This window comes from Selenomonas sp. AB3002 (assembly GCF_000702545.1).
In the GTDB taxonomy this organism is placed as follows: Bacteria; Bacillota; Negativicutes; order Selenomonadales; family Selenomonadaceae; genus Selenomonas_B; species Selenomonas_B ruminantium_A.
In genome coordinates this window covers 1,726,687-1,751,925 of sequence record NZ_JNIO01000008.1, presented here as the reverse complement: position 1 = coordinate 1,751,925, position 25,239 = coordinate 1,726,687, and the positions used below count along the sequence as shown (strand labels likewise).

The 25,239-nt window shown below is 53.6% G+C and carries 28 protein-coding genes; 25 read left to right on the top strand and 3 right to left on the bottom strand.

What is annotated here, in order from left to right; genetic code table 11:
• Window positions 1-54 precede the first annotated feature (54 nt).
• From P159_RS20330 to P159_RS0116240, 20 genes are all read left to right on the top strand, one after another.
• The gene (locus tag P159_RS20330; RefSeq protein WP_051650428.1) at window positions 55-1,089 is read left to right on the top strand and encodes a 5-bromo-4-chloroindolyl phosphate hydrolysis family protein; all 1,035 of its coding nucleotides are present in this window, start codon (window positions 55-57) and stop codon (window positions 1,087-1,089) included.
• Between the two features lie 34 nt (window positions 1,090-1,123).
• On the top strand, window positions 1,124-2,284 hold the full coding sequence (locus P159_RS0116330) for a toxic anion resistance protein (RefSeq protein ID WP_029545807.1): 1,161 nt from the start codon (window positions 1,124-1,126) through the stop codon (window positions 2,282-2,284).
• Window positions 2,285-2,303: 19 nt separating this feature from the next.
• Entirely contained in the window at window positions 2,304-4,283 is a 1,980-nt protein-coding gene (locus tag P159_RS0116325; protein ID WP_029545806.1) for a penicillin-binding transpeptidase domain-containing protein, read from the top strand.
• Between the two features lie 69 nt (window positions 4,284-4,352).
• Window positions 4,353-4,700: a histidine triad nucleotide-binding protein gene (locus P159_RS0116320; protein ID WP_029545804.1), complete on the top strand. Its 348-nt coding sequence runs from the start codon at window positions 4,353-4,355 to the stop codon at window positions 4,698-4,700.
• 236 nt (window positions 4,701-4,936) lie between these two features.
• A complete protein-coding gene (rpsU, locus tag P159_RS0116315; protein WP_014425320.1) occupies window positions 4,937-5,116 on the top strand; it encodes a 30S ribosomal protein S21 in 180 nt (59 codons plus the stop codon).
• 97 nt (window positions 5,117-5,213) lie between these two features.
• Window positions 5,214-5,519 (top strand): NfeD family protein, encoded by a 306-nt coding sequence (locus P159_RS0116310; protein WP_029545802.1) that lies wholly within the window; start codon window positions 5,214-5,216, stop codon window positions 5,517-5,519.
• Between the two features lie 185 nt (window positions 5,520-5,704).
• Window positions 5,705-6,721, top strand: coding sequence for a flotillin-like protein FloA (gene floA, locus P159_RS0116305; RefSeq protein ID WP_029545800.1), 1,017 nt, complete (start codon window positions 5,705-5,707; stop codon window positions 6,719-6,721).
• 12 nt (window positions 6,722-6,733) lie between these two features.
• Entirely contained in the window at window positions 6,734-7,153 is a 420-nt protein-coding gene (locus P159_RS0116300) for a hypothetical protein (RefSeq protein ID WP_029545798.1), read from the top strand.
• Between the two features lie 204 nt (window positions 7,154-7,357).
• A complete protein-coding gene (locus P159_RS0116295) occupies window positions 7,358-8,329 on the top strand; it encodes a polyprenyl synthetase family protein (protein WP_072004184.1) in 972 nt (323 codons plus the stop codon).
• Between the two features lie 25 nt (window positions 8,330-8,354).
• Window positions 8,355-8,732, top strand: coding sequence for a twin-arginine translocase TatA/TatE family subunit (tatA, locus tag P159_RS0116290; protein WP_029545795.1), 378 nt, complete (start codon window positions 8,355-8,357; stop codon window positions 8,730-8,732).
• 65 nt (window positions 8,733-8,797) lie between these two features.
• Entirely contained in the window at window positions 8,798-9,367 is a 570-nt protein-coding gene (gene folE, locus P159_RS0116285; protein WP_029545793.1) for a GTP cyclohydrolase I, read from the top strand.
• An 11-nt stretch (window positions 9,368-9,378) separates the two neighbouring features.
• Complete coding sequence (gene folP / locus P159_RS0116280) at window positions 9,379-10,248, top strand: dihydropteroate synthase (RefSeq protein WP_029545791.1); 870 nt, start codon at window positions 9,379-9,381, stop codon at window positions 10,246-10,248.
• Window positions 10,241-10,603, top strand: coding sequence for a dihydroneopterin aldolase (gene folB / locus P159_RS0116275; RefSeq protein ID WP_029545789.1), 363 nt, complete (start codon window positions 10,241-10,243; stop codon window positions 10,601-10,603). Before folP ends, folB begins: the two co-directional genes overlap by 8 nt.
• Complete coding sequence (folK, locus tag P159_RS0116270) at window positions 10,600-11,583, top strand: 2-amino-4-hydroxy-6-hydroxymethyldihydropteridine diphosphokinase (RefSeq protein WP_029545787.1); 984 nt, start codon at window positions 10,600-10,602, stop codon at window positions 11,581-11,583. The genes folB and folK overlap by 4 nt, the downstream gene beginning before the upstream one ends.
• A gap of 107 nt (window positions 11,584-11,690) precedes the next feature.
• Window positions 11,691-12,251, top strand: coding sequence for a biotin transporter BioY (locus tag P159_RS0116265; protein ID WP_029545785.1), 561 nt, complete (start codon window positions 11,691-11,693; stop codon window positions 12,249-12,251).
• Window positions 12,252-12,424: 173 nt separating this feature from the next.
• Window positions 12,425-13,888 carry a glucose-6-phosphate isomerase gene (locus P159_RS0116260; RefSeq protein ID WP_029545783.1) on the top strand — a complete coding sequence of 488 codons (1,464 nt, stop codon included), beginning with the start codon at window positions 12,425-12,427 and terminating at the stop codon, window positions 13,886-13,888.
• A 117-nt stretch (window positions 13,889-14,005) separates the two neighbouring features.
• Window positions 14,006-14,533, top strand: coding sequence for a hypothetical protein (locus P159_RS0116255; RefSeq protein ID WP_029545781.1), 528 nt, complete (start codon window positions 14,006-14,008; stop codon window positions 14,531-14,533).
• A gap of 19 nt (window positions 14,534-14,552) precedes the next feature.
• Window positions 14,553-15,926 carry a type II secretion system protein GspD gene (locus tag P159_RS0116250; protein ID WP_080706034.1) on the top strand — a complete coding sequence of 458 codons (1,374 nt, stop codon included), beginning with the start codon at window positions 14,553-14,555 and terminating at the stop codon, window positions 15,924-15,926.
• A complete protein-coding gene (locus P159_RS0116245) occupies window positions 15,898-16,569 on the top strand; it encodes a response regulator transcription factor (RefSeq protein WP_029545777.1) in 672 nt (223 codons plus the stop codon). Before P159_RS0116250 ends, P159_RS0116245 begins: the two co-directional genes overlap by 29 nt.
• 261 nt (window positions 16,570-16,830) lie before the next feature.
• Window positions 16,831-18,405, top strand: a complete 1,575-nt coding sequence (locus P159_RS0116240) for an ATP-binding protein (protein WP_029545775.1) — start codon at window positions 16,831-16,833, stop codon at window positions 18,403-18,405.
• Between the two features lie 61 nt (window positions 18,406-18,466).
• Here the strand turns inward: P159_RS0116240 and P159_RS19660 are convergent, their stop codons facing one another.
• Window positions 18,467-18,844 carry a helix-turn-helix transcriptional regulator gene (locus tag P159_RS19660; protein WP_051650427.1) on the bottom strand — a complete coding sequence of 126 codons (378 nt, stop codon included), beginning with the start codon at window positions 18,842-18,844 and terminating at the stop codon, window positions 18,467-18,469.
• A 252-nt stretch (window positions 18,845-19,096) separates the two neighbouring features.
• Between P159_RS19660 and P159_RS0116230 the strand changes: the two genes are divergently transcribed.
• Window positions 19,097-19,378, top strand: coding sequence for a helix-turn-helix transcriptional regulator (locus tag P159_RS0116230; RefSeq protein ID WP_029545772.1), 282 nt, complete (start codon window positions 19,097-19,099; stop codon window positions 19,376-19,378).
• Window positions 19,379-19,424: 46 nt separating this feature from the next.
• Window positions 19,425-21,446: a flagellin gene (locus P159_RS19655; protein WP_051650426.1), complete on the top strand. Its 2,022-nt coding sequence runs from the start codon at window positions 19,425-19,427 to the stop codon at window positions 21,444-21,446.
• A gap of 51 nt (window positions 21,447-21,497) precedes the next feature.
• On the opposite strand, the gene P159_RS0116220 is transcribed toward P159_RS19655, so the two are convergent.
• Both P159_RS0116220 and P159_RS0116215 read right to left on the bottom strand, forming a co-directional pair.
• Window positions 21,498-21,923: a PIN domain-containing protein gene (locus tag P159_RS0116220; protein WP_029545768.1), complete on the bottom strand. Its 426-nt coding sequence runs from the start codon at window positions 21,921-21,923 to the stop codon at window positions 21,498-21,500.
• The gene (locus P159_RS0116215) at window positions 21,907-22,230 is read right to left on the bottom strand and encodes a M20 family metallopeptidase (RefSeq protein WP_139283548.1); all 324 of its coding nucleotides are present in this window, start codon (window positions 22,228-22,230) and stop codon (window positions 21,907-21,909) included. The genes P159_RS0116220 and P159_RS0116215 overlap by 17 nt, the downstream gene beginning before the upstream one ends.
• A 169-nt stretch (window positions 22,231-22,399) precedes the next feature.
• Between P159_RS0116215 and P159_RS0116210 the strand changes: the two genes are divergently transcribed.
• The 3 genes from P159_RS0116210 to hemC are packed head-to-tail and all read left to right on the top strand — an operon-like array spanning window position 22,400 to window position 25,227.
• Complete coding sequence (locus P159_RS0116210; protein ID WP_029545764.1) at window positions 22,400-23,047, top strand: bifunctional precorrin-2 dehydrogenase/sirohydrochlorin ferrochelatase; 648 nt, start codon at window positions 22,400-22,402, stop codon at window positions 23,045-23,047.
• A complete protein-coding gene (gene hemA, locus P159_RS0116205) occupies window positions 23,016-24,329 on the top strand; it encodes a glutamyl-tRNA reductase (protein WP_029545762.1) in 1,314 nt (437 codons plus the stop codon). Before P159_RS0116210 ends, hemA begins: the two co-directional genes overlap by 32 nt.
• Window positions 24,292-25,227: a hydroxymethylbilane synthase gene (gene hemC / locus P159_RS0116200; RefSeq protein WP_029545760.1), complete on the top strand. Its 936-nt coding sequence runs from the start codon at window positions 24,292-24,294 to the stop codon at window positions 25,225-25,227. The genes hemA and hemC overlap by 38 nt, the downstream gene beginning before the upstream one ends.
• Window positions 25,228-25,239: the final 12 nt, after the last annotated feature.

Genomic DNA, 25,239 nt, shown 5'->3' with positions numbered 1-25,239 from the left:
CTGCAATGTGATATGATATATATGTGAAATTATTCGTACAAAGGGATGCACGGTGTGGATTTTTTCTTTGAGGTGTTTGCGAATCTGATATTCTTGCTGGGGGTGGATTTGGTTGTGTTTTTGGTTGAGAATTATGAATGGATTATAGGAGGGGCCATGGCCATGGCGGCGGCTTCCTATGGCTATAAGCGCTACAAGCTGGGAAAGGACAAGGCGCCTGCTTTTGATTTGGCGGCTCTGTCCGAGGAACAGCAGGCCCTGGCTGCGGAGCTTTTTGACAAGGCAGTGGCAGATTATAACGCTATCGAAGCCTTGCGGGATACGCTGAAGGACGAGGCCCTGGGCACCCAGCTGGCCACCATGCAGGTGACGGCTTACCGCCTCTTGAAATATCTGGAGGAGAACCCCATGAAGGTGATTCCTGCCAGGCGGTTTGTGGACTACTATCAGGACAGGGCCCTGACGCTCACAAAGCAGTTTTGCGACCTTGAGAAAACCGGCCTTGAAACAGCCCAGGTTACGGAAACCAAGCAGAAGGTGCGCCAGACCCTCATGACCTTTGACGAGGCCTATGAGGCAGAGTTCGAGAAGGTCCTGTCCGACCAGCTGATGGATATGGAAGCGGAGCTGGCGGTGCTCAGGCAGAACATGAAGGCCGAGGGCATACAGGATGTGGAGGGGGAGGTCATCTCCTCCGAGACGCTTTCGGCCATGGACGCGGCCAGAGCTGAGGCCAATGCAGGAAACCTGCCCGAGAAGCGGGAGCGCCCTGTGAACCGGGCAGGTCGTGGCAAGGCACGGCTCAGGAAGCGCGAGGATATTGAAAGGGAAAGAGCTGTAGCCAAATCCATGCGCATGCCGGAGGCTGTGAGGGGCGAGGTCATCAAGCAGAAGGTCATCAATGCGGGACTGGCTGCTGTCCTGGGGACTGTAGGTGCTCATAAATTCTACCAAGGCAAGACTTTCCAGGGGGTCATGTATGCTGTTTTCTGCTGGACGGCCCTGCCCACGCTGATCAGCTGGGTGGAAGCTATCCGCTACGCGGTGATGCCCATGGATGATTTCTATAAGCAGTATTTTAGGGATTGACTATTAAGGATGGCAGGGAAGAGGAGGCTTTATCATGGCAGAGATAAATCTTGATGATTTGCTGAAGGCAAAAAAGGCCCAGGAAGGGGCGGCATCTGCCGAAACGGGCAAGGAAATGGTGACGGTGGAGCAGGTGACTGCGGCAGTGGAGACCATCAGCCCAGAGGAGCGGGCACAGATTGTGAAGATCAAGGACGAGCTGGACCTGACGGATTCCACGGCGGTGCTTTCCTATGGTGCGCCTGCCCAGAAGCGCATTGCAGAGTTTTCCAACAACGTGCTATCCCAGGTGCGTACCAAGGACAGCGGCCAGGTAGGAGAGCTCCTGCAGGGACTGGTGGCCCAGGTGAAGGGCTACAATCCTGAAGGCGGCTCATCATCTGGCAGTTTCCTGAAGAAGATTCCCATTGTGGGCAGCCTGGTGGAAAAGGCTGAGGATGTGAAGGAAGGCTACACCAAGCTCTCCGTGCAGGTGGACCGCATTCAGGGGGGCCTGGAACAGGCCAAGCTGAAGATGATGAAGGACATCGCTCTTTTCGACAACCTCTATGAGCAGAATTTGGAGTATTTCAAGAACCTCCAGCTTTATATCCAGGCTGGTGAGGAAAAGCTCAAGGAGATGCAGGAAGTGACCCTGCCCAAGCTCCGGGCCCAGGCCCAGGCCAGCGGCGACCCCATGGCAGTGCAGGTGGTGGCAGATTTCGAGGGCAGCGTCCAGCGCTTTGAAAAGAAGGTCCATGACCTGAAGGTCAGCAAGACCATTGCCATTCAGACCGCACCCCAGATCCGCCTGATCCAGAACAATGACAAGGCTCTGGTGGACAGGGTGCAGACGGCTATCTACAACACCATTCCCCTGTGGAAGAACCAGATGGTCATTGCCCTGGGGCTCAAGGCCCAGCAGGATACCCTGCGGCTGCAGCAGGCGGTTACCAATACTACCAACGAACTTCTGAAGCGCAATGCAGAACTTCTGAAGCAGAATACGGTGGAAGTAGCCAAGGAAAATGAACGCAGCATCGTGGATGTTGAAACCGTGCGCGAGGTGAACGACAAGCTCATCTCCACCATCGAGGAAACCCTGCGCATTCAGCAGGAGGGACGTCAGAAGCGTGCCGCTGCCGAGCAGGAGCTGGTGCAGATTGAGGGCAGGCTGAGAGATACGCTTTTGAAGCACAGCGGACGCACGGAGTGAATTTGGGGGCATTTAAGCAATGAAGATGGATAGGCATAAGGCCCAAAGGAATATTGGTTTGTTGGGCCTTGCCATGCTGGGGGTACTGGCCCTGGTAGTTTTCCGCTATGCCTGGCTCCAATTGGTGCAGGGCAGTGAACTTTCCGAACGCATGAAGGCCCAGGTGGGGCAGAGCTATCTGGCCCAGTCCACCCGGGGGGCTATCCTGGACAGGAGCGGCAGGGAACTGGCTGTGAGCACCATGACCAAGTCCCTCTATGTGGACCCCAATCATGTGAAGGAACCGGAGGTGCTGGCCAGCGAGCTGGCACCCCTGATTGGCCTCTCTGAGCAGCAGATCCTGGATGATATTGCTGAGGGGGGCGGCTTCCAGTGGGTGAAGCATCACCTGGCGCAGGATGAGTACGAGGCTGTGCGCCACCTTATGAAGGAAAAAGAGTATACGGACTGCCTGAACTTCGTTGATGAAGCAAAACGATATTATCCCAATGATGTGCTGGCAGCCAATGTGCTGGGTTTTGTTGGTACTGAAGACAAGGGCCTGGACGGGGTGGAACAGGCCTTGGACGGACTGCTCAAAGGAGAAGTGGAGGAGGAATACCTTCAGACAGACCGCAGCTCACGTCCCATACTTAGTTCTATCTTCAGCCGTCAGAAGCGCTACAAGGGGGACTATTGCAAGACTGTTACCCTGACTATTGACAGCTCCATTCAGTTCATGGTGGAGCAGGAGCTGGACAGGGCTATGGCAGAAAATGGCCCTCAGGCCATCACCTGCATAGTCATGGACCCCAAGAATGGGGAAGTGCTGGCTATGGCGGGACGCCCTTCTTACAATCCCAACAAGTTCTGGGATTATTCGCCGGAGAGCTGGAAGAACCGGGCTGTGTCCTTCATCTATGAGCCGGGCTCTACCTTCAAAGCCATGGTGGCCGGGGCGGCCCTGCAGGAAAATGTAGTGAGCCCCAACCAGGTCTTCGTGGACCCGGGCTATGTCATGGTGTCCGGACGCCGCATTCAGAACTGGAGCGGTGAGAGTTTCGGCACCGTCACCTTCACCGATGTGGTGAAGCAGTCCCTGAATACAGGCTTTGCCCAGGTGGGACTGTCTTTGGGGGCGGAAAAGCTCACGGAATATGCCAAGCGCTTTGGCTTTGGCGAGCAGACAGGCATTGACCTGCCCGGCGAGGAGTACGGCATACTCTTCAATCCAGATGACATGAGGGATTCTGATATCGCCACCATGTCCATCGGCCAGAGTATTGCTGTGACTCCCCTGCAGCTGGTGACAGCCATGTCGGCGGTGGCCAATGACGGGGTGCTCTTGAAGCCCCATATCGTCAAGGAGATTCGCAATGCCGATGGCTCCGTGTATCTGGAGAATCAGCGCACGGAGGTGCGGCGGGTCATTGAGTCCTCCACGGACAAGACTCTCATGGGCCTCCTGGAGCAGGTGGTTGCCACCGGCGGCGGTCACAAGGCGGCAGTGAAGGGCTACCGCATTGCGGGCAAGACCGGTACTGCCCAGAAGATCCGGGAGGACGGGGCCGGCTATATGGATGGGCGTTATATCGCTTCTTTTTGCGGCTTTGCCCCTGTGGAAGACCCCCAGGTGACTGTGCTGGTAATCATAGACGACCCCACTTTGGGCAGTTACTATGGCGGCCAGATTGCAGCTCCTGTGGCGGGCAGGATTTTTGCCCAGCTCATGCGTTACCTGCACATCGAACCTACCAGCGAAACTCTGCTGGAGGTGGAGACTGTTCCCCATGCTCAGGAGCGGCCCAAGCCGAAGAAGGTCTTCCAGGGTGAGGTGCCCAACGGCAAGGTGGTCGTGCCTGACTTCATAGGGCTGAGTCTCCGTGAGGCTGCCCGCAAGGCGGCAGAAAGCGGCCTCACTTTTGAGGGAGAAGGTTCTGGTGTGGCTGCATATCAGAGCATAGAGCCCAATACGCTGGTGGATGCAGGTACGGCGATTACCGTACACTTCCAGCCCTAAATCATATCAAGCAGGATTTTTTCCTTTTGTGTTGTATAAATAACACATAGAAGCGAGGTGCATGTATATATGTCAGATTGTATTTTTTGCAAAATAGCTGCCAAGGAGATTCCCTCCACCGTGGTCTATGAAGATGAGCAGGTAGTGGCTTTCAAGGATTTGGAGCCTCAGGCGCCGGTGCATGTGCTGGTGATTCCCAAGAAGCATGTGGAAAGCGTGGCGGCGCTCAAGGCAGAGGACAAGGAGCTGGCAGCTCATATCCTGGTGGATGTGATCCCGCAGCTGGCCCAGGAACTGGGGGTAGCTGAGAAGGGCTTCCGGGTGGTGGCCAATACGGGTGACGAAGGCGGGCAGACCGTGAAGCACCTGCATTTCCATTTGCTGGGAGGACGCTCCATGCAGTGGCCGCCGGGCTGATTCTGTCCTGAAGGCATTTGATGGGGCGTGAAAGTTTCCATCTTTCCCAGAATGACATGTTGACATGGGGCAAGACCCTTACTGTATGTCGAGGCCTTGGCCTCGACGAAACGCTAAAAGGAGATTTTGTCTGTTGACAAAATCTGAACAATGGCGTTATAATATCATGGTGTGATTGTGAAAATCATGATTATACAGTACGAAACTCCCAAGTCAAGTGGAGGGGGGGAAAATAGATGGCAAACGAAATCAAAGTTGGTAAAAACGAATCAATCGATAGTGCTCTCCGCCGCTTCAAGCGTATGTCCCAGAAGGCTGGTACTCTGGCTGAAGTAAGGAAACGTGAACATTACGAGAAACCGAGCGTTCGCCGCAAGAAGAAGTCTGAGGCAGCTCGTAAGCGCAAGTTCAGATAATGAATGAGCGAGGCGTCTGTGAGTCTATGGATTCACAGGCGTCTTTTTTTACAAGTAAGTGCCCTCAAGGGCTTTAGATATAAAGGAGGCGGCATACATGAGCCAGCGTCCCAAGGACCCGCAGCGGTCCCAGGAGGATTACTGGGACTCCCTGTGGGATAAGATGATACTGAAAGATCAGCTCACCACGAATCAGGGCTATGTGAGTGCCACGCCCCAGGAAGGTCTGGTGGGCAAGACCGGCAAGACTACCACGGATCTCAGACCTGCGGGCACTGCTTGGATAGAGGGGCGGCCTGTGGATGTGGTGGCCGAAGGGGTTTTCCTGAAAAAGGGGGAGATGGTCAGGGTAATCGCCGTGGAAGGCATGAGAGTTGTGGTTCGCAGGATTGATGAGAACTGATAGCATGCTAAGGCGTTCGGGGCACAGGCATAGCAACGCTCCACTCGGTATTTTACCAAGGAATCTAAGTTCATCTGCGCCCTTGAGGGCTTGATTCACTAAGATTCTTGGAAAAATCCCGAACGTTCCGCTTATGCTATGCCTGTACCCCTCACTTAATGGTTGAATACTAAGGAGGCATCATCATGGAAGCAATTTTTGGTTCTGGCATTTTGTTTCTGGTTGTACTGATTTTTGCGGGCATCTTCCTGCACTTCGTACCCATAGGGCTGTGGATTTCTGCTATGGCGGCTGATGTGCGGGTTAGTATCATCACGCTGGTGGGCATGGGCATGCGCCGGGTTACGCCCTCCAAGATTATCCTGCCCCTTATCAAAGCCAACAAGGCAGGTCTTGATGTGAATGTCAACCAGCTGGAGGCCCATTATCTGGCTGGCGGCAACGTGGATAAGGTGGTGGATGCCCTGATTGCTGCCCACCGCGCTCAGATTCCCCTGCCCTTCGAGCGCTCCGCTGCCATCGACTTGGCAGGCCGCAATGTGCTTGAAGCTGTGCAGATGAGCGTCAACCCCAAGGTCATTGAGACCCCGGTGGTTTCTGCCGTGGCCAAGAACGGCATCGAGTTGAAGATCAAGGCCCGTGTTACTGTCCGGGCCAATATTGACCGGCTGGTGGGTGGTGCTGGCGAGCCTACCATCATCGCACGCGTAGGCGAGGGCATTGTCACTACGGTCGGTTCCTCTGAGAGCCACAATGACGTGCTGGCCAACCCCGATGATATTTCCAAGACCGTGCTGGGCAAGGGGCTGGATGCAGGTACTGCCTTTGAGATTCTCTCCATTGACATTGCGGATGTGGATGTTGGGCGCAATATCGGCGCTGAGCTGCAGACTGACCAGGCTGAGGCCGACAAGCGCATTGCCCAGGCCAAGGCTGAGGAGCGCCGCGCCATGGCTGTAGCCAAGGAGCAGGAAATGAAGGCTTATACCCAGGAGATGGAGGCCAAGGTGGTGGAAGCTCAGGCAGAGGTGCCTCATGCCATGGCAGATGCCCTGCGTCAGGGCCGTCTGGGTGTGATGGATTACTATAACCTCAACAATGTGCAGGCCGATACGGAGATGCGCAAGGCCATCAGTACTGCAGGGGAAGCCGGCCAGCTGACTGCGCCCAAGGCTCCCCGGGCACCTCAGGGAGAGGCGTAAGGAGGGATTCGCATGGATTCCTTTTGGTCAATACTAGTTCTGGTGGCCATCGTTGTCATCTCCGACCAGCTGGGGGGCAAGAAGAAAAAAGTCCCCCAAAGACCTCTGCCCCAGCCGGGACAGAGGCAGGGCAGGCAGAAACTGCCTATGCCCTGGCCTGATATCAAGCCGCCTGTGCCAGAGACACAGGAGCCTGAAATCTATGCCGAGCCGGAGCCTGAGCCTGAGTTGCCGGTGCTGAAGCAGCCTGTGCTCAGAAGGGCAGAGGTAGCAGAAAGGGAGCCGGAGCACAGGGCAGAAGAGCGACTGGCGCCGATTCAGACCAAGACCTCTAATCTGGGCCTGACGCCAGAGCAGGCCATTTCGGCCCTGGCCTGGTCGGAGATATTGGGCAAGCCTAAGGCGTACAAGAATGGCCCGTTTCGCAAGTAAGCACAATTAAGTGAAAGCACCCCTGGCGGGTGCTTTTTTGCTGGACTGAATTTGCACAATGTAGTAAACTTACTGGACACCTTCGGTGTCCACACGCCCTTACATGAATTCTAATCTCACGCCGCGCTCAGCTTGCGTTCAATAAGAATTCATAGTAAAATAATAGAATGTGTCAAGCAATTATGATTGTTGTAGGTGATGGATTTGCCAAACGCTATGTTTGATGTGATAAAAAAGGATTTGGAGGTACTGGAAGAGGAGCTTTTGCAGGCTGTTTCTTCTGAGGAGGAACTGGTCAATGAGGTGGGCACCCATCTGGTGACTTCCGGGGGCAAGCGGCTGCGGCCTGCTTTGTGCCTGCTGTCTGCCCGGGGGGGGAAGGAATTTGACCTCAAGCGCACTTTGCCCCTGGCGGTGGCTTTGGAGCTTATCCATACGGCTTCCCTGGTGCATGATGATGTGATAGATTCTTCCGATACCCGCAGAGGAGAGCCTACTGCCAATGCCAAGTGGGGCAATCAGGTGGCAATTTTGTCCGGTGACTATATTTTCGCCCGGGCTTTCAGCCTCATCGCTGCTGCCGGCTACAGCAACAGGGTATCTGTGCGTCTGGCAGAGCTGGTCTGCAATCTCAGTGTAGGTGAGATCATTCAGGACAATGCAGTGTACCAGGCCTCCCGGGGCTATGAGGATTACTTCTGCCGCATCCAGAAAAAGACAGCTGACTTCCTGGAAATCTGCTGTGATTTGGGCGCAGAAGTGGGCGGCCTTACCCCCGAGGAAGGGGCAAAGCTGGCTGAATATGGCCACTGCATAGGCATGGCTTTCCAGATCACCGACGATTTGCTGGATATTCTTCAGACTGAAGAAACCATGGGCAAGCCTGCGGGCAATGATATCCGCCAGGGCATTGTGACCCTGCCGGTGATCCGTGCCCTGGAAGTCAGCCCCGAGGCTGAAGTCCTGCGGCAGATTGTCACTGACCCGGAAATGGGTACCGCAGATGTGGAAAGGGCGCTGGAAATCGTCAAGGCCACTGATGGCATCGACAAGGCCAAGGAAAAGGCTGACGAATATCTGGAGCGGGCTAAGGCAGTGCTGCCGGACACCCTGCCCAAAGAAGTGAAGGAAGCATATATCATGGTGGCAGATTTTATCGGTGACCGTGATTACTGAGTAAGAGCAAATGGAGTGAGTGCAGATGTTTGGTATCGGCGTACCAGAACTTATTCTTATACTGATAGTGGGACTCATAGTCTTTGGTCCCGGCAAGCTGCCGGAAGCAGGCCGCGCCCTGGGCAAGGGACTGCGTGAGTTCAAGAAGGCTTCCAATGCCCTGACCCAGGCTCTGAATGCCGAGCCATCCCCCAGTCAGAGCCAGCCCCCTGTGCAGAATGCGGCAGCTCAGCCCGTAGCTTCCCAGCCTGCCCCGGCAGCAACTGAGCAGGCTGCTCCTGCCCAGACGGCAGAGGCTGAAAAGCCGGCTGTACCTACCTATCAGCCTCCTACTCAGGAGTCCGTACGGGAGCAGATTGCCGCCAGCCAGGCAGCAGCTCAGGAGAAAATTGATAAGGCGTAGATAAATCTAGCGAGTCTTCTCCGGAGGAGAAGGCTTTTTTGATAGACGAATGGAGAGATTGGCCAATGGAAAATAATAATCCAGCAGCTAAAGCCATGGAAAATTTTTTGGATAATGTGGGCCTTGATTTGACAAGCTTGGGCATGGAAAAGACGCCGGAGCGGGTTGCCAAAATGTATGGGCAGTTGTTCAGCGGACTGGGACCGGTAGAGCAGGAAGAATGGGGGGAGCTCTTTGAGTCTGATGCCGCAGGGCTGGTGGCGGTAAGGCATATTCCCTTTTACTCCATGTGCGAGCATCATCTGGTGCCCTTCTTCGGGGAAGTGGACATTGTCTACCAGCCCCATAAGGGTTTGGTGGCAGGCTTCAGCAAGTTCACTAAAGTGGTGGAGCACCTGTCCCGCCGCCCCCAGCTGCAGGAGCGTTTCACCCGACAGATTGCCGGGGCTGTGGCCGAGGGAGTAGGCGCGGAAGGTGTGCTGGTGACAGTGGAAGCACAGCAGCTCTGCATGATGATGCGGGGTGATCTGGCACCTGGTGCACGTACTGTCACCACAGAGTGCACCGGCAACTTTCTGAAGGACAAGGGGCTTTATCAGCAGGCCTGGCTGCTGCTGGGAGGAGAGAAGAAATAGGGGGCGTTCTGATGAAAAGAAGGACTTTGGTGGAAAGGCATTATGACCTGCGCAAGGGAAAAAAATTGGAACTAGGCAAGCGTACGCTCATCATGGGCATCCTGAACGTGACTCCCGATTCTTTTTCCGACGGGGGCAGGTGGGTGGAGATTGAGGAGGCTCTGGCCCATGCCCGGCAGATGGAGGCAGAGGGAGCGGATATCATCGACATCGGCGCCGAGTCCAGCCGTCCCGGCTTCGTGCCCATGCCTGCTGAGGAGGAGATAGCAAGGCTCACGCCTTATCTGAAGGCCCTGTCTGCCGAGTGTCGGCTGCCTATTTCCGTGGACACCTTCAAGGCGGAGACAGCTGAAGCGGCCCTGGAAATGGGGGCGGATATCCTCAATGATATCTGGGGGCTCCAGTACAGGGAAGAACCGGGAGAAATGGCCAAAGTGGCGGCTCAGTACCAGGTGCCTGTCATCGCCATGCACAACCAGAAGGGCACGGATTATCAGGCTTATGAAGGCGATGTCATAGCGGCAGAGCGTGATTTCTTCCGCCGTACCATCGAGATAGCGGAAGCTGCGGGACTTCCACGGGAGCTGTTGATTCTTGACCCCGGTGTGGGCTTTGGCAAGACGGTGGAGGATAACCTCATGGTCATGAACCGTCAGGAGGAACTGACGGAGATAGATGGTTTTGCCTATCCCTTGCTTTTGGGCACCAGCCGCAAGAGCGTGATTGGCAAGACCCTTGACCTGCCTGTGGACGAACGTTTGGAGGGAACTCTGGCCACTTCGGTGATAGGCGCCCTGAAGGGGGCGGATATTGTGCGTGTGCATGATGTGAAGGAAAATCTGCGGGCCATCAGAATGGCGGAGGCGATCATCAATGGATAAGATTGTGCTGACGGGGATGGAATTCATTGGCTATCACGGCTGCCTGCCGGAGGAACGGCAGACGGGACAGCCCTTTATCGTGGATGCGGCGATGTACCTTTCCCTGCAGGAGGCGGGGCAAAGCGATGATTTGTCCAAGACTGTGAACTATGCCGAGGTCTTTGCCAAAGTGCAGGAAATCGTGGAGGGAGAGCCGATGAATCTCATCGAGACGGTGGCAGAGCGCATTGCTGCCGCTATCCTGCAGGATTTTTCCCTGGTGGAAAAGGTGGAGATCACCCTGCACAAGCCGGAAGCTCCCATCAAGGGCCTCTTCAAGGATGCGGCAGTGTCCATTGAAAGGTCACGGGCATGAGGAAGGCCTGCTTGAGCCTGGGGGCTAATCTGGGAGAGCGGGGCGAGACTATCCGTGAGGCCCTGCGCCGGCTGGCTTTGGCGGAAGGAACGGAACTCCTGAAAGTTGCGCCCTTTTACGAAACTGCTCCCTGGGGCAAGACTGACCAACCTGGCTTTATCAATACCTGCGCGGAAGTTCGTACAGAACTGGAGCCGCTGCAGTTCCTGCATCTTTGCCAAAGGATAGAGAGGAACCTGGGACGGGTGCGCCATGAGCATTGGGGAGCCCGCACCATAGACATAGATATGCTCTGCATGGAGGGCGTGGAGTCCTGCACTGAGGAATTGTGCCTGCCGCATCCTTATCTGACAGAGCGGGCCTTTGTGCTGGTGCCCCTGGCAGATATCGCTTCTGAACTGGTGATCAAGGGGCGTTTCGTGGGGGAATGGCTGAAGCTTCTTCCCAGGGAAGGTCAGGAAGTTTTTCCCGCGGCAGAGTGCTCTGATCCCTTTCCCTTGAAGCTTATTGCCTGCATTGATGAAGAGCGGGGCCTGGGCCGGGAGGGCAGGCTTCTTGTCAGCCTGCCTGAAGATATGGCCCGCTTCCGCCAGCTGACCATGGGGGGCGTGCTCATCATGGGCAGGAAGACCATGGAGTCACTGCCGGGGCCTTTGCCAGGCAGGAGGAATCTTGTGCTGTCCCGTTCTTTGACGGGAGCGGCCAGGGAAGGCTTTGAACTGACAGGAGGCCTTGAAGACCTTTGGCATCGCCTTGGGGAATTGCAGCTGCAGGGGGAGAAGGAGTTCTGGTGCATAGGCGGGGCGGAGGTTTACCAACTCTTGCTGCCATACACGGGAGAAGCTTATATAACCAGAGTGAAGGGAACTTATGGAGCAGATGCCTTCCTGCCGGTCCTGGAGGGCTTTGCCCTGAAGGAGCAGGCGACAGGGGAAGGCTGTCTCTTTGAGCGTTACGTCAGAGAAAAGTATATACGGTAAACCTCTTTAAAATATAAGGTTGACGCTTTGCTTGCAGTTGGGTATAATCGAACTGTAAGCAAAGCGTTTTTTATATTCAGGGAAGACCTTTCTATGGGGGTATCGGGATGGAATCTACGAAGAAGATAACTATGGTGGCCATGTGCGTGGCCTTTTGCTGCATTTCAGCTTATATCACGTTTCCGCTGCCTTTCACGCCGGGAATGGTTACAGCGGTGACTCTGGCCTTCGGTGTCACCGCTTTCGTGCTGCCGCCCAAGGAAACGGCTCTGGCCATCTGCCTCTATCTGGCCCTGGGTGCCATAGGCATACCGGTCCTGCCGGGAGGAACGGCAGGGCTGGGCAGGATCTTGGGGCCCACGGGAGGTTTTTATCTGGCCTGGCCTGTGGCTTATTATCTGGTGAGCCTGCTGAAGGGCAGGGACATCAGCTTCAAGCGCTACGCTGTGATGAATATCGTCATAGGCATTCCCCTCACCTACCTTGGCGGCCTCATATCCATGATGATGCTGATGGATGTTGATCTCATGGCCGGTCTGGCCATGGCAGTGCTGCCCTTTATTCCTGGGGACATAATGAAGTCTCTGGGGGCAGCTTTTTTAGGCGTGAAAGTCAACAAGATGTTGGCAAAGCAGGGCGGTTATACTGTTTCTGTGAATAGGAATTGAGAAGATACAAGCTTCATTGTGGCAAAAAATCAGACGCAATGAGGCTTTTTTGTGTTAAACGGTTACTCCCTATGGCAAAATAGGAGAAAATGCGTTATACTGATAAAGGTTATAGAATGATAACTTGCAGATATGTTGTTTTGTGTTATATAAGCTAAGGAGTGTTGAGCAAGATGAGTTTGAAGCTGAAGTCTGGCTTTACTTTCGACTATGATAACCTGTACGGTGAAGGCAAGGTCACCGAGGCTGATCTGAAGAGCTATGAGGAAGACCTGAAGAAGGCTCATGAGGCCATGAAGGTCATGCGCGAGAAGGGCTTTATCCGCGCTCATCTTTCCAAGGACGGTGAGCCGGAGAAGGTCCTTTTCTCCCAGCTTCCGTACATCGAAGAGGGCCATCTCAACAGCCCCAGCTCCTTGAAGCACCTGCAGGAGCTCACTGACCATGTGAAGGACAATGTGGACTTCGTTGTTTCTCTGGGTATCGGCGGTTCCTTCCTGGGTGACAAGGTTATCTTTGATGTGCACTGCGGCGAGTTCTGGAATGAGCTGCCGAAGGAGGAGCGCAAGGGCTTCCCGAAGATCATTTTCAGCGGTCAGAATATCGACCCCCGCCGCACCGGCGATATCATCCATTATCTGGAGAACAGCGCCAAGGTCACCACTTCCCATGAGAAGCGCAACCTGAAGGTGCTCCTGCTGGTCATCTCCAAGTCCGGCGGCACCTTGGACACTATGTCCAACTTCATGGTCATCTACGATGCCCTGCAGAAGTTCGACAATATCGATGTGGAAGTGGTGGCTGTCACCGACCCCAACATGGAAAAGCAGACCCTGCTGAAGAAGTTGGCCATCGAGAAAGGTTGGCCTCAGTATGCAGTACCCGATGGGGTGGGCGGACGCTTCTCCATCTTCTGCGAGGTGGGCCTCACCCTGGCTGCCTGTGTGGGCTTCGACATCGAGAAGTTCCTGGAAGGCGCCCGTGATATGGACAAGGCCTGCCAGAACGAGGACCTGTGGCAGAACCCGGCTATGCTGAACGCTGCCCTGAAGTTCGCTGCTTCCGAGAAGCACGGCCGTGATATCGAGGTCATGATGCCTTATGGCGATTACCTGAAGTCTGTGTCCGAGTGGTACATCCAGCTGCTGGCTGAGTCCCTGGGCAAGCAGTTCAACAAGGATGGCAAGGAAGTGTGCTACGGCCGTACTCCGCTGGTGGCTGTGGGCACCACGGATATGCATTCTCAGACCCAGCAGCATCAGGAAGGCAAGCTGAACAAGGTGGTGCAGTTCATCCGCCTGGAAAACTGGGAGAAAGACCTGACCATCCCGGATATCTTCCCGGATGTGAAGAAGCTTTCTGATATCTCTGGCGTGACCATGGGCCAGGCTTTGGAAGTGGCCCGCAAGTCCAACGAGGATGCATTGGCTTCCAACAAGCGCTACAACGCTTGCTTCACTCTGCCTACTCTCAATGCCTATCATTTGGGCGAGCTTCTTTACATGCTGGCTATGAGCGTGGCTTACGAGGGCGAGCTTGCCAATGTGGACGCATTCGACCAGCCCGGTGTCGAGGCTTACAAGCGCATCATGGGCCCGAAACTGGCTGAGGTCAAGGCTGCCAACCAGAAGGGCTAAGGCGCTTTAGGGGAGACTCACAAAGCTTCATTAGTGCAGAAATCTCAAGGGATGCCTCTAAGCTGCCAAAAGGCTTAGGGACATCCCTTTTCCTATGCAGGAAATGGAGGTGGGGCCTTGCAAGATTGGAAAAAATCCGGACTGGCAGCCCTGTTGCTGATAATAGTTTTGGCAGGAGGCATCTTTGCTTCGGAGCCTGAGGAAGAAGCGTCCCTGGCATTGCCGGAAAAGGCGGCACTTCCAGAGGAAAGGCCTGCCCACCAGGCCATAAGGGGCAGTGAACAGGCGGCAGCCTCAGAGGGACTGAAAGACCCCTTTACGCTGACTCATGAGACACGGGCGGAAAGGAGCAAGTCTGCGGAGGGAAAAAAGCCTGCTGTGCCAAGGGGCGGGCAGGAGGCAAGGCCTGCTGCGCTGCCGGCCCCTCCACCTGTGCCGGCACTCAAACCGCCGTCAGTGCAGGAACCGAAACTTACGGGGATAATTTCAGGAGCTTCGGGACAGTTGGCGCTGGTGGAGTACGGGGGCAAGTCACTGACTCTGGCTGCAGGCGAGGGAACAGAAGGGCTGACGGTGACAGCCATTGAAGCCAGGCGGGTGCTGGTAAGCACTCCCCAGGGAGAAAAATGGCTGGAATTGCCATGACAAAGAGGGATGATGAAATATGGGAAGACCATTATGGAGATTCATGCTGGGATTTTTGCTGGTCTTTTCCTTTTGGTCAAGCAGTGTGAAGCTGGTGTCTGCTTCCCCTATGACCATACAGGCTGCCGAGGGCAGTGTCCGCTCCCTGCTGCTGGGGGCGGCCCGCATGGGCGGGCTTGACCTGGTGATGGACGATGCTGTAGGGGGCACGGTTACCTTAAGCATCACTGCCGAGCCGGAGGAAATCATCGAGCATATCGCTGCTGCCAAGGGACTGGTGCTCCTGAAGGAGCAGGGGGTCTACCTCATCACCCTGCCTGGCAGGGGCAGCCGCAGCATTCATGTTTATACCCTGCGCCATGCCGACCCCAGGGTAATTGCCCGCATGGCAAAAATCTCTTTAGAAGAAAAAGGAGAAACGGCAAGTACAGCGAATGATAAAAATGAGGGCAAAGGGAAAAGTAGTCAAAAAGACCCGGAACCTAAGGCAAATGATGCAGAAGGGTTGAGGGTCATGGCAGACCCGGCTACTAATTCTGTCGTGCTTTACGGCACGCCTGCCGAGGCACGGGCCATGGAAGAAATCCTGAAACGCCTTGATGTGCCTGCCAGACAGGTTTCCCTTGAGGCCAAGATCGTGGCTATCTCCAAGGACGCCTCCAGGGATTTGGGGGTGGAATGGAGCTGGCAGTCCCATCGTCAGCCTCTTGAGCGCAGCTGGCGCCAGCGCTGGGAGCAGGAAAGCTATATCAAGGACCCCGGTGGCAGCACCATCCGCTACGGCATAGGACCGGGAGTTTTGGGGTATAATGTTTATCTTGATGCCAAGATAGATGCCCTGGTAACTTCGGGCAAGGCGAAACTATTGTCCCGCCCCAATATCACCACCCTGCAGGGCCATGAAGCGGTGATTGAGATTGGCGGGGAAGTGCCGGTGCCGGAGCAGACCACTGCCAACGATATCACCACCAATTCCATCAAGTACCGCAAGGCAGGCATCATCCTGCGCTACACGCCGCGGGTCAATGATGATGGCGATATCACGGCCTCTGTGCATACGGAGGTCAGCTCCCCATTATACGTGGAGGATATAAAGGCCTACCGCTTCCAGACCCGCAGTGCTGATACCAATGTGCGCCTGAAGGACGGGGAGACCATGGTCATAGGGGGACTCATTGGCAGCGAGGAAGCCCAAAGGCTTTCCAAGATACCTTTCCTGGGGGATTTGCCCGTGTTGGGACATTTTTTCAGGCATACTTCCAGAAGTCATACAGAATCGGAGTTGCTGATTTTCCTCAAAGCCCGTATACTGGATGATAAGGATATGATAGTAACTGATGCAGAAAGAATAGAGGAAGAAGCAAATGGCAATAAGAGTATTGATAGCAGATGACCATACCCTGTTCCGCCAGGGCATCAAGCGGGTACTTAGTTTCGAGGACGATCTGGAAATCGTGGGCGAGGCTGAGGATGGCCAGGAGACACTGGCCCGCACCTTGGCCCTGCAGCCAGATGTGCTGCTGCTGGACATCAATATGCCCGGCACCACGGGCCTGGAGGTCACCAAGCAGCTGCTGGAACTGGGCAGCAAGACCAAGATCATCGCCCTGACCATCCACGACAGCGACAACTACGTGCTGGAAATGCTGAAGAACGGCGCCCTTGGCTACCTGCTGAAGGATGTGGAGCCCAGCGTATTGGTGCGGGCCATCCACGTGGTGAACGAAGGCAATGCCTTCATCTACCCCCAGCTTTCCGAGCGTCTGTTTGGGGACGTGCCCGAAGGAGAGGATTTCGGCACGCTGGCCAAGGAGATGTGGGACGCCGGTCACAAGGAACGCATCACTGCCCGCGAGATGGATGTGCTCCACTGCATGGTGAAGGGCCTGTCTAACCAGGACATCGCTAAGGCCCTGGGGATTTCCGAAAAGACGGTGAAAAACCACCTGTCAGGCCTGTTCCACAAGCTGAAGGTCAAGGACAGGACCCAGGCGCTTATCTATGTGCTGAAGAATAAGATCGTGTCCCTGGAGTGAAGGAACCACTGATAAATTCAGCAGCCCATCTTGACGCATCTTGTTTGTCCTCACTGCGTTGAAAAATCCTCGACATAGCGCCGCTATGCCTGCGGTTTGTCGCCTTGTGAAGAACAAACAATCTACGCCAATCTGGACAACTTCATTTTATCAGCGGTTCCTAAAGAGAAAAGCTCTGTCGATGGTCATGTTTTCCATAGGCAGAGCTTTTTAGTGGTATGATTTACGCATGAATATCACGGAAGAACGGGGGGATGAGCAATGAGTGAAGCTAGAAGGATGCTTCCCATCGGAGTGCAAAGTTTTTCCGGACTTAGGGAAGATGGTTTTGTCTATGTGGACAAGACAAGCTATATATATGAGCTGGCTCACAGCAACAAGCAGTATTTCCTAAGCCGTCCCAGGCGTTTCGGCAAGAGCCTGTTTCTTTCTACCCTGCGGGCTTATTGGGAGGGGAAAAAGGAGCTTTTTGAGGGACTGGCTATTGCAGAGTTGGAAAAGGGAAATAAGGATGCCTGGCAGGTGTATCCTGTGTTCTATTTTGATTTCAACGGGCAGAATTATCAGGCCAGACCCTTGGAAGATGTGCTGGACAGTATGCTTTGCCACTGGGAAGAGAAATACGGCTGTGAGAAGCAGGGGGCACTGAGTGACCGTTTTCAGAGACTGCTGAAGTTGGCAAAAGAAGAGACTGGCAAGGGCTGCGTGGTCTTGGTAGATGAGTATGACAAGCCGCTCTTAGAGGTGTTGGAGAACGATGCCATGGAAGAGCACAACAAAGCTGTGTTCAAAGGGTTCTTTGGTACGTTGAAAAATAATGACGATTACCTGCGGTTTGTCTTTATCACTGGTGTCACGAAGTTCAGCAAGGTCAGTATTTTCAGCGACCTCAACCAGTTGGAGGATATTTCTCTTGACGAGGCATATAGCGGCATTTGCGGCATGACGGAGGAGGAAATTCGTGCTGCTTTCCAGCCTGAACTTCTGCGGATGGCTGAAAAGAACGGCCTGACTGAAGAGGCGTGCCTGCAAAAGCTGGCTCGTATGTATGATGGTTACCACTTCTATCCGGGCAGCCCTGGAGTTTACAATCCCTTCAGTCTGCTCAATGCCTTGAAGAAGGGCGATTTCGGTGCTTACTGGTTTGGCACGGGGACTCCCACTTTCCTGGTGCGGCGGCTCAAGAATATGCACTTTGATGTGCAGCAATTTGCCAAGCACACTATATATGCAGAGGCTGTTTCTATCACTGATTACCGGGCGGACAATCCCGATATAGTGCCCCTCCTTTACCAGACGGGGTATCTTACCATAGTGGATTATGATCGGGCGGCAGGGCTTTATATTTTGGGCTTTCCAAATAAAGAGGTCGAGTATGGTTTACTGAAGAGCCTCTTTCCTGAATACGTGCCGGATGCCGTTCCCGGCAGCGGCAAGGACATCTACACTTTGCGCCTCAGGCTCCTGGAGGGGGATACGGAGAGCATACGGGATATCCTCACCGCGCTTTTTGCTGGTATACCATATACCACGAACGATGCCCCCTTCGAGCATTACTTCCAATCGGTGCTCTATATTCTCTTTACCTTGCTGGGGCAGTTCGTGCAGTGCGAGGTAAGGAGCAGTAAGGGACGGGCCGATTGTATTTTGGAGACTGAAAAGTTCGTCTATATCTTCGAATTCAAAGTGGACAAATCCGCCGCCGAGGCGCTGCAGCAAATCGAAGAACAAGGCTATGCCCTGCCCTACAAGGCCGACAAGCGGCAAGTGTTTAAGATTGGTGTGGGCTTCGACTCCAAGGAGCGGTGTCTGGCTGAGTGGGAGATAGTCCGATAACAGCAAATATAAAAAGCTGATGCGTACTCAAGTGAGCATGCATCAGCTTTTTGGCGTTGCATCATTTTATTTCTATTTGATGTAGTTTAGCTACAAATTCCTGGGCGAAGTCGAGGACCTGTGCACGGGTTTCAGGAGGGAAGGAAAGGAAGGTCAGCAGCAGATGATGCTCCCTGTCAGAGAGGGAAAGCTCGTCAGCCAGCTGCCGGACGAGCTTTGGCGTCTGATCGATGAACATATCTCCGGTTCCATGACGCAGGTATTCTTCATTTATATGAAATTCGCTGACCAGCTGTGAAATGACACGCTCCGTAAGGGGGCGTGTTTCTTTTTCGTATTGGCCAATGGTGGTTTGGCTAAGACTGATGCGGGCCCCGAAATCTGTTTGGTTAAGGGCAAGTGCCTTGCGTATAGACTTTAGTCGTATTCCTATGCTCATCGTATCCCTCCTTTGTATAACAGTATAGGTTATAGCATAGTGAAATGCAATAAAATGGGAAAATACATTGCAATTTGAAGTGAAAAACACTATAATTATATCAGAAACATAATTAAATTACAGAAAATCACTATTTTGCAATGACATGCACAATAAAAGCATATACTTGATGTAATACGGCGACTATATGCCAAACCGAGAGCCGAAGAAATGCGATAATTATTATAGGCAAAACGTAAAGAGGTGGAGACTGTGGGAATTCGTCGGGACATTTTCTTTCGGCAAATTGGAGCAAAAATAGCATATTATCGCATATTGTACGGCATGGAGCAGAACCAGTTGGCAGAGAAGGTGCATATTAGCCAGAGCACCCTGAGCCGAATTGAGCGTGGCAAGTACGGCGACAACATATCCCTAGCGCTGCTTCTGGATATAGCAGAGGGACTGGAGATAGATCCTTCCCTGCTGACGACCTTTTCAAGCATGGAGAAAAGAATGTGGGTGTATCAGGCGTATCCTGATGGTTTGCAGTGAAAATAGGCGGAAAGCCTAGGGAGGGGCGGCCAAGGAGGTAAGGAACATGGCTATGACGGTGGTTAATAATCCTTCGGCGAATATGACATTAGGGGAACTTAATAAAAATGTGTCTAAGCTAGGCAAGCAATTATCCAAGGTAGCCAGTGGCCTAAAAATCGTGAGCGCAGGGGACGGAACTGCGGATTACAGTATCTCTGAGAGAATGCAGGCGCAAATAAGGAGCCTGCGGCAGGATATTGATAATACGCGCACAGGACGCTCTATGTTGAAGGTGGCAGAGGGTGGTATTCAGGGGATTGTAGATGAACTGCGAGAAATGAAGCAGCTGGCCATCAATGCGGCTAATGATAGCAATACGGATGCGGACAGGGCTACCATACAGAAAGAATTCGATGAGAAGCTGAAGCAGATTGATGATATTGTGGCGACTACTCACTATAATGGGAAGTTGCTGTTGAACGGTGAATACGAGCGGTGGCAGACGGCTATGGTTATCGATAACGGCAGTGGCAATAGCAGTGGTGTAAGTACGGGGGTAGTGGAACCCAGCGGTACACCCGTTACTCTCGCCAGTGGTAACCATACTATCACCACCGCTGGTGTTTATGTACTAGGGGCGGGCTTTTCTGGTGACATCACTATTGCGAATGGGGTGTCAGGGGTTAAAATCAAGCAGGCTAATTCTGCTCAGCTTACGGATGTGCATATCATAGGACCTGCTGCTGGAAATGCTAATCTGTGGATTGAAGGATTGAATGTCAAAAATACCACTGACCAGTCTTGGATAAGATTCTCTGGCCGTGATAATGTGTTGTCAATCAAGGGGCGCAATTTTTTTGACTCTACAGTAAACAGTTTTAGAAATGCCATTATCAACATTGGCGCTGGACTTACTGTTGAGGGAGACGGCTCTATGGAAATGCACATTCTGAATGGCAGCGGGGCTATGATTGGTACAGATGGTGGTGAGCGTAGCAATGCTAATTTGACTATCAACAGTGGCACATATAAGCTGAAGGGGGAGCAACGTCTTTATAACGGTGCCTGTATTGGATCTGGAGGCAGCGGGAGCATAGGAGATATTTATATAAATGGCGGTGTTTTTGATATTTCAACTAAAGGCTTTGGGGCTAATCTTGGTAGCGGCGCATATTCTCATTCTAAAGTCGGTGATATAGTAATAAAAAATGCCAGATTTACCGGTACTAGGGGTTCCGGTACTGAAGGTGCCTGCATTGGTGGTGGTATGATCGGCATTGTAGGAAATATCACCATTGAAGAGTCTGTAATCCATGCTGAGTCTGTATCTGTTGGAGCTGGGATTGGCGGCAGTGGCAGTAGTTTGGCTGGTTCTTCTGCTGACTTCAGGGCTGGAGATATAAGCATAAGGAATTCTATAGTATATTCTTCCAGTATTTCAGGTGCGGGTATCGGTAGTGGGTGTTACACTGGTGCGGGCAATATAACTATTGAAAACATGACTGGCTTTGTAACTAGTGAGTATGGCGAAGATATTGGCAAAGGTCAGGCGGGAGCAGTTGGTACGGTTACCATCAATGGCTATACGGTAATACCTGAGTCCGATTATAAGCCTAATCTGCGCGAAGCTAGTATTGACGGCAATCCCCTCATGATTCACACTGGCACCAAGGCTAATCAGCGTATCAACTGCTATATCGAAAACCTCGGCACCAAAGCACTGTTCAGCGTCAAGACAGATGAAGAACTGGCAGAATTGGCCAATGTCTGTACCCGTGCTTCAGCCCAACGCCTGTTGGGGAGCCTCACTGATCCCAGCGTTGATGGCCCTCTGGACAAGGCCATTAACTATGCGCTAAACGAAATGACACAGGTAGGCTCCTATATCAATCGCTTGGAGCAGACGGAGGATACCCTCACCATCAGCCATGAGAACACCACCAGTTCCGAGAGTACCATCCGTGATGCGGACATGGCCAAGGAAATGATGGAATACACCAAGAGCAACGTCCTCACCCAGGCAGCCCAGTCCATGCTGGCCCAGGCCAATCAGAATAGCAGCAGCGTCTTGTCGCTGCTGCAATAAACGAAACCACCTCCATCAGTTGTCCTTTAGCGGGGCTGATGGAGGTGGTTTTCATTTCATTAGGTAAGCAATGATATCCAGAAACTCTTGAGGACTCCAAACATTGATTTCCGCTTGATGAAAGTCATCTTTGTTGCGGGTGATAATGCCGTCCATTTCATAAGAGGAAGCAACGGCAGATTGGACTGCGTCCTCGAAGTCTTTCCATGACAGGTGAAGTGCGTTTTTTATGTCATCTTCCGTTACAGCAGATATATGAATCGTTTTGAGCATTTGGTTGAGAAGATTGCGGGTGGCCTGCGCGTCCTTGATGTTTTTGCTGGTGATGTAGTAGATATCTGTTACGGTTGAGGCAGAGACGTATTCATCGAATTGCTCAAATTTTGACAAATCCATAATGGTTTTGCTGGCCTCGTAAAATGGCTGGCGTTTGAGGAATACATCTAGAACAATATTGGTATCAAGCAATAGTCTCATATTTTGCCAGCCTTTCCGCCCTGTATTCCTCCAAGCTCATACCGGTGTCTGGCACGGCTCCTGAAATTGCATTGAGCGCCTGCTCTATTTCATCATAGTTTTCTCTTTTGGTCAAATGGAGGGGGAATTGTGCAGAGGCATGAGGGATTTCCCGGGGGCGGGAAATTCTCTGTATATTTTCTAGAATGGCAAGAACATATGCAATATGTTCTTCCGGCAGTTCACTGATGATGTCCATAGCCTGATTTCTGAGGGCAGTCATTTTAACGTCACCATCCTTTGCAAAAATTCTGATTTCTACTCTCAATATACCACTAAAGCCCAGGCGTGGCAACTGTTGGAAATATTTATGTCCGTCTTGTGAAATCTCTTTAATTTCCTAGCAGGAAAGGTTATAATAAGTAGAGAATATAAAGAGTGAATCGGATTCGTAATTGACAGTCGTTCACAAGTTCGAAAGTTGAGGCGTTGGAATTTTGTTTTATCCTATGAACCTGGACCTGACGGGCAGGCGCTGCATCGTGGTTGGGGGCGGCAGGGTGGCTGAGCGGAAGGTGATGGGGCTGCTGCAGGCGGCCGGGAAAGTTACCCTGGTGGCCCCGAAGCTTACGGAGCGGCTTTTGGAACTGGCCCATGCAGGACTGGTAGACTGGTATGAGCTTCGGTATATGAAGGGCATGCTGAAGGACATGAAGCCTCTTTTGGTCTTCTGCGCTACGGACAACAGAGACGTAAATGAGCAGGCGGCAGAAGAAGCCAGAGAGGTGGGGGCGCTGGTCAATGATGTGACCGAGCCTGAGCAGACGGACTTTACCGTGCCTTCCAGTTTCAGGCGGGGTGATTTGCTGGTGACCCTTTCTACGGAGGGAGCCAGCCCCGGTTTTTCCAGAGCCCTGCGGCGGGAGCTTGAGCAGGAGTTCCCGGAGAGCTTTGGACTTTGGCTTGAGCGGCTGAAGGAAATGCGCGCGGAGATGAAGGAGCGCTTGTCTGACAGCAGTGAGCGGCAGGATTTTTGGCGGCAGGCTTTGTCGCCCGGTGTATTGGCTTTAGTGAGAAGTGGGGAACTTGAGCAGGCGGAGGCTGAGATAAGAAATGCAATTACTGATGTTGGGGCTGAATCATAAGACGGCACCTGTGGAGGTGAGGGAGCGTTTTTCCCTTGCCAAGGGCGCAGTGCGTCAGGGTCTCATGAATTTGTCAGAATATGACGGTCTTCAGGAAATGGTGGTGCTTTCCACCTGCAACCGCAGCGAGATCTATGCGGTGGTGGACGATGCTGCCTCTGATGAGGTCACCCTCAAGCAGTTCCTCTTTGACCTCACGGGCAATGAGGAAGATATTGACGAGTATCTTTATAAATATGTGGACGAGGAGTGCATCAGGCATTTGTTCCTGGTGGCTTCCAGCCTTGACTCCCTGGTGTTGGGGGAGGGGCAGATCCTCTCCCAGGTGAAGGAAGCCTATGCCCTTGCCCGGGAGGCCGGCACCACCAGCACTGTCATCAATACCTTGTTCCACCGGGCCATCGCCACGGGCAAGCGGGTGAGGACGGAGACCCGCATTGCTTACAATTCCGTGTCTGTCAGCTATGCAGCTGTGGAGTTGGCCCGTCAGGAACTGGGGAATCTTGAGGGAGCCGGAGCCCTGATTTTCGGTGCAGGCAAGATGGCTGAGCTTACCGCCCAGCATCTGGTGGCCCGTGGGGTGAAGAAAATCATGGTGGCCAACCGCCATCTGGACAAGGCTGAGACTTTGGCCGCGGAGTTTGGCGGGGAAGCAGTTCCCTGGGATCAGGCTATGCGCAGGGCTGTGGAGGCAGATGTGATTGTCACTTCCACCGGCGCGCCCCACTATGTGGTGAAGCCCTGGGAGACCCAGCAGCTTATGGCAAAGAGGAAGGGAAGGCCCCTGTTCTTTATCGATATTGCTGTGCCCCGGGATGTGGACCCTGAGGTGGCGGATATCAAGGGGGTCACCCTTTACAATATAGACTCTCTGGAAGCAGTGGTTGATGAGCATGTGGAGGAGCGCCGCAGGGAGGCCAAGGCCGCCTATGCCATTGTAGAGGAGGAAGCAGCCGCCATCGAGAAGCGGTTCCAATACCTTTCCTTCCAGCCCATTATGGCCCTGCTGTCCAATCGCTGCGAGCGTATCCGCGCCCGTGAGGTGCGCCGGGCCTCCTCCAAGCTGCCGGAGCTGACGGAAGCTCAGTGGCGGCAGGTGGAACACATGAGCCGCATGATAGTGCGCAAGATCCTGCGCATGCCCATGATGAAGCTCACGGCCGCTGCGGGCACTGAGCAGGAGGAATTCTACATTGAGGCCATGAGGGCCCTCTTTAAGCTGGATACCATAGGAGAGACCAAGAGTGAGGAAAAAGATTGTTATCGGTACGCGCAGCAGTAAGCTGGCCCTTTGGCAGGCTGATTATGTGGCGGAGTGCCTGAGAAAAGAATATCCCGGCCTGCAGGTGGAGAAGAAACTCATGACCACCAAGGGTGACAAAATCCTTGATGCCCCCCTGGCCAAGATTGGGGGCAAGGGGCTCTTTACCAAGGAACTGGAGCAGGAAATGCTGGACGGGGGCATAGACCTGGCTGTGCACAGCCTCAAGGATATGCCCACGGAGGTTCCCAAGGGACTTGTCATTGCAGCCATTACCAAGAGGGCTGACCCCGGCGATGCCGTGGTCAGCCTTAAATACGGCCATTTTGAGGATTTGCCCCAGGGAGCCAAGGTGGGCACCTCCAGCCTGCGCCGCAAGGCACAGCTCCTGCATGCCCGTCCTGACCTGAATATTCAGGACCTCAGGGGCAATGTGAACACCCGCCTGCGGAAGCTGGAGGAGGAGAACTTCGATGCCATCGTGCTGGCGGTGGCAGGGCTGACCAGGCTGGGCTTCAAGGACAGGATTGCCGAAGTGATGCCCAGGGAAATCATGTTGCCTGCCGTGGGGCAGGGGGCTTTGGCCATTGAGGCACGGGCAGAGGATGAAGAAATCCTTGAGATGATCGCTTTCCTCAATGATGGGGATATGGCAGCCTGTGCCAAGGGCGAGAGGGCTTTTCTGGCCAAGGTCGAGGGGGGCTGCCAGGTGCCTGTGGGTGTCTTTGGCTCTGTTGAAAATGAGAAATTGCAGCTGGAAGCGGTGATCGCCTCTCTGGACGGCGCCCGCTTGTACCGTGACAAGCTGACAGGGGCCAAGAGTGAAGCTGAGCAGCTGGGCAGCGAACTGGCAGAGAAATTGCTGGCTGCCGGGGGACTGGAAATCATGCAGGAACTGGGGTTGCTGTTGGATAAATAAGGAGTTTTGATT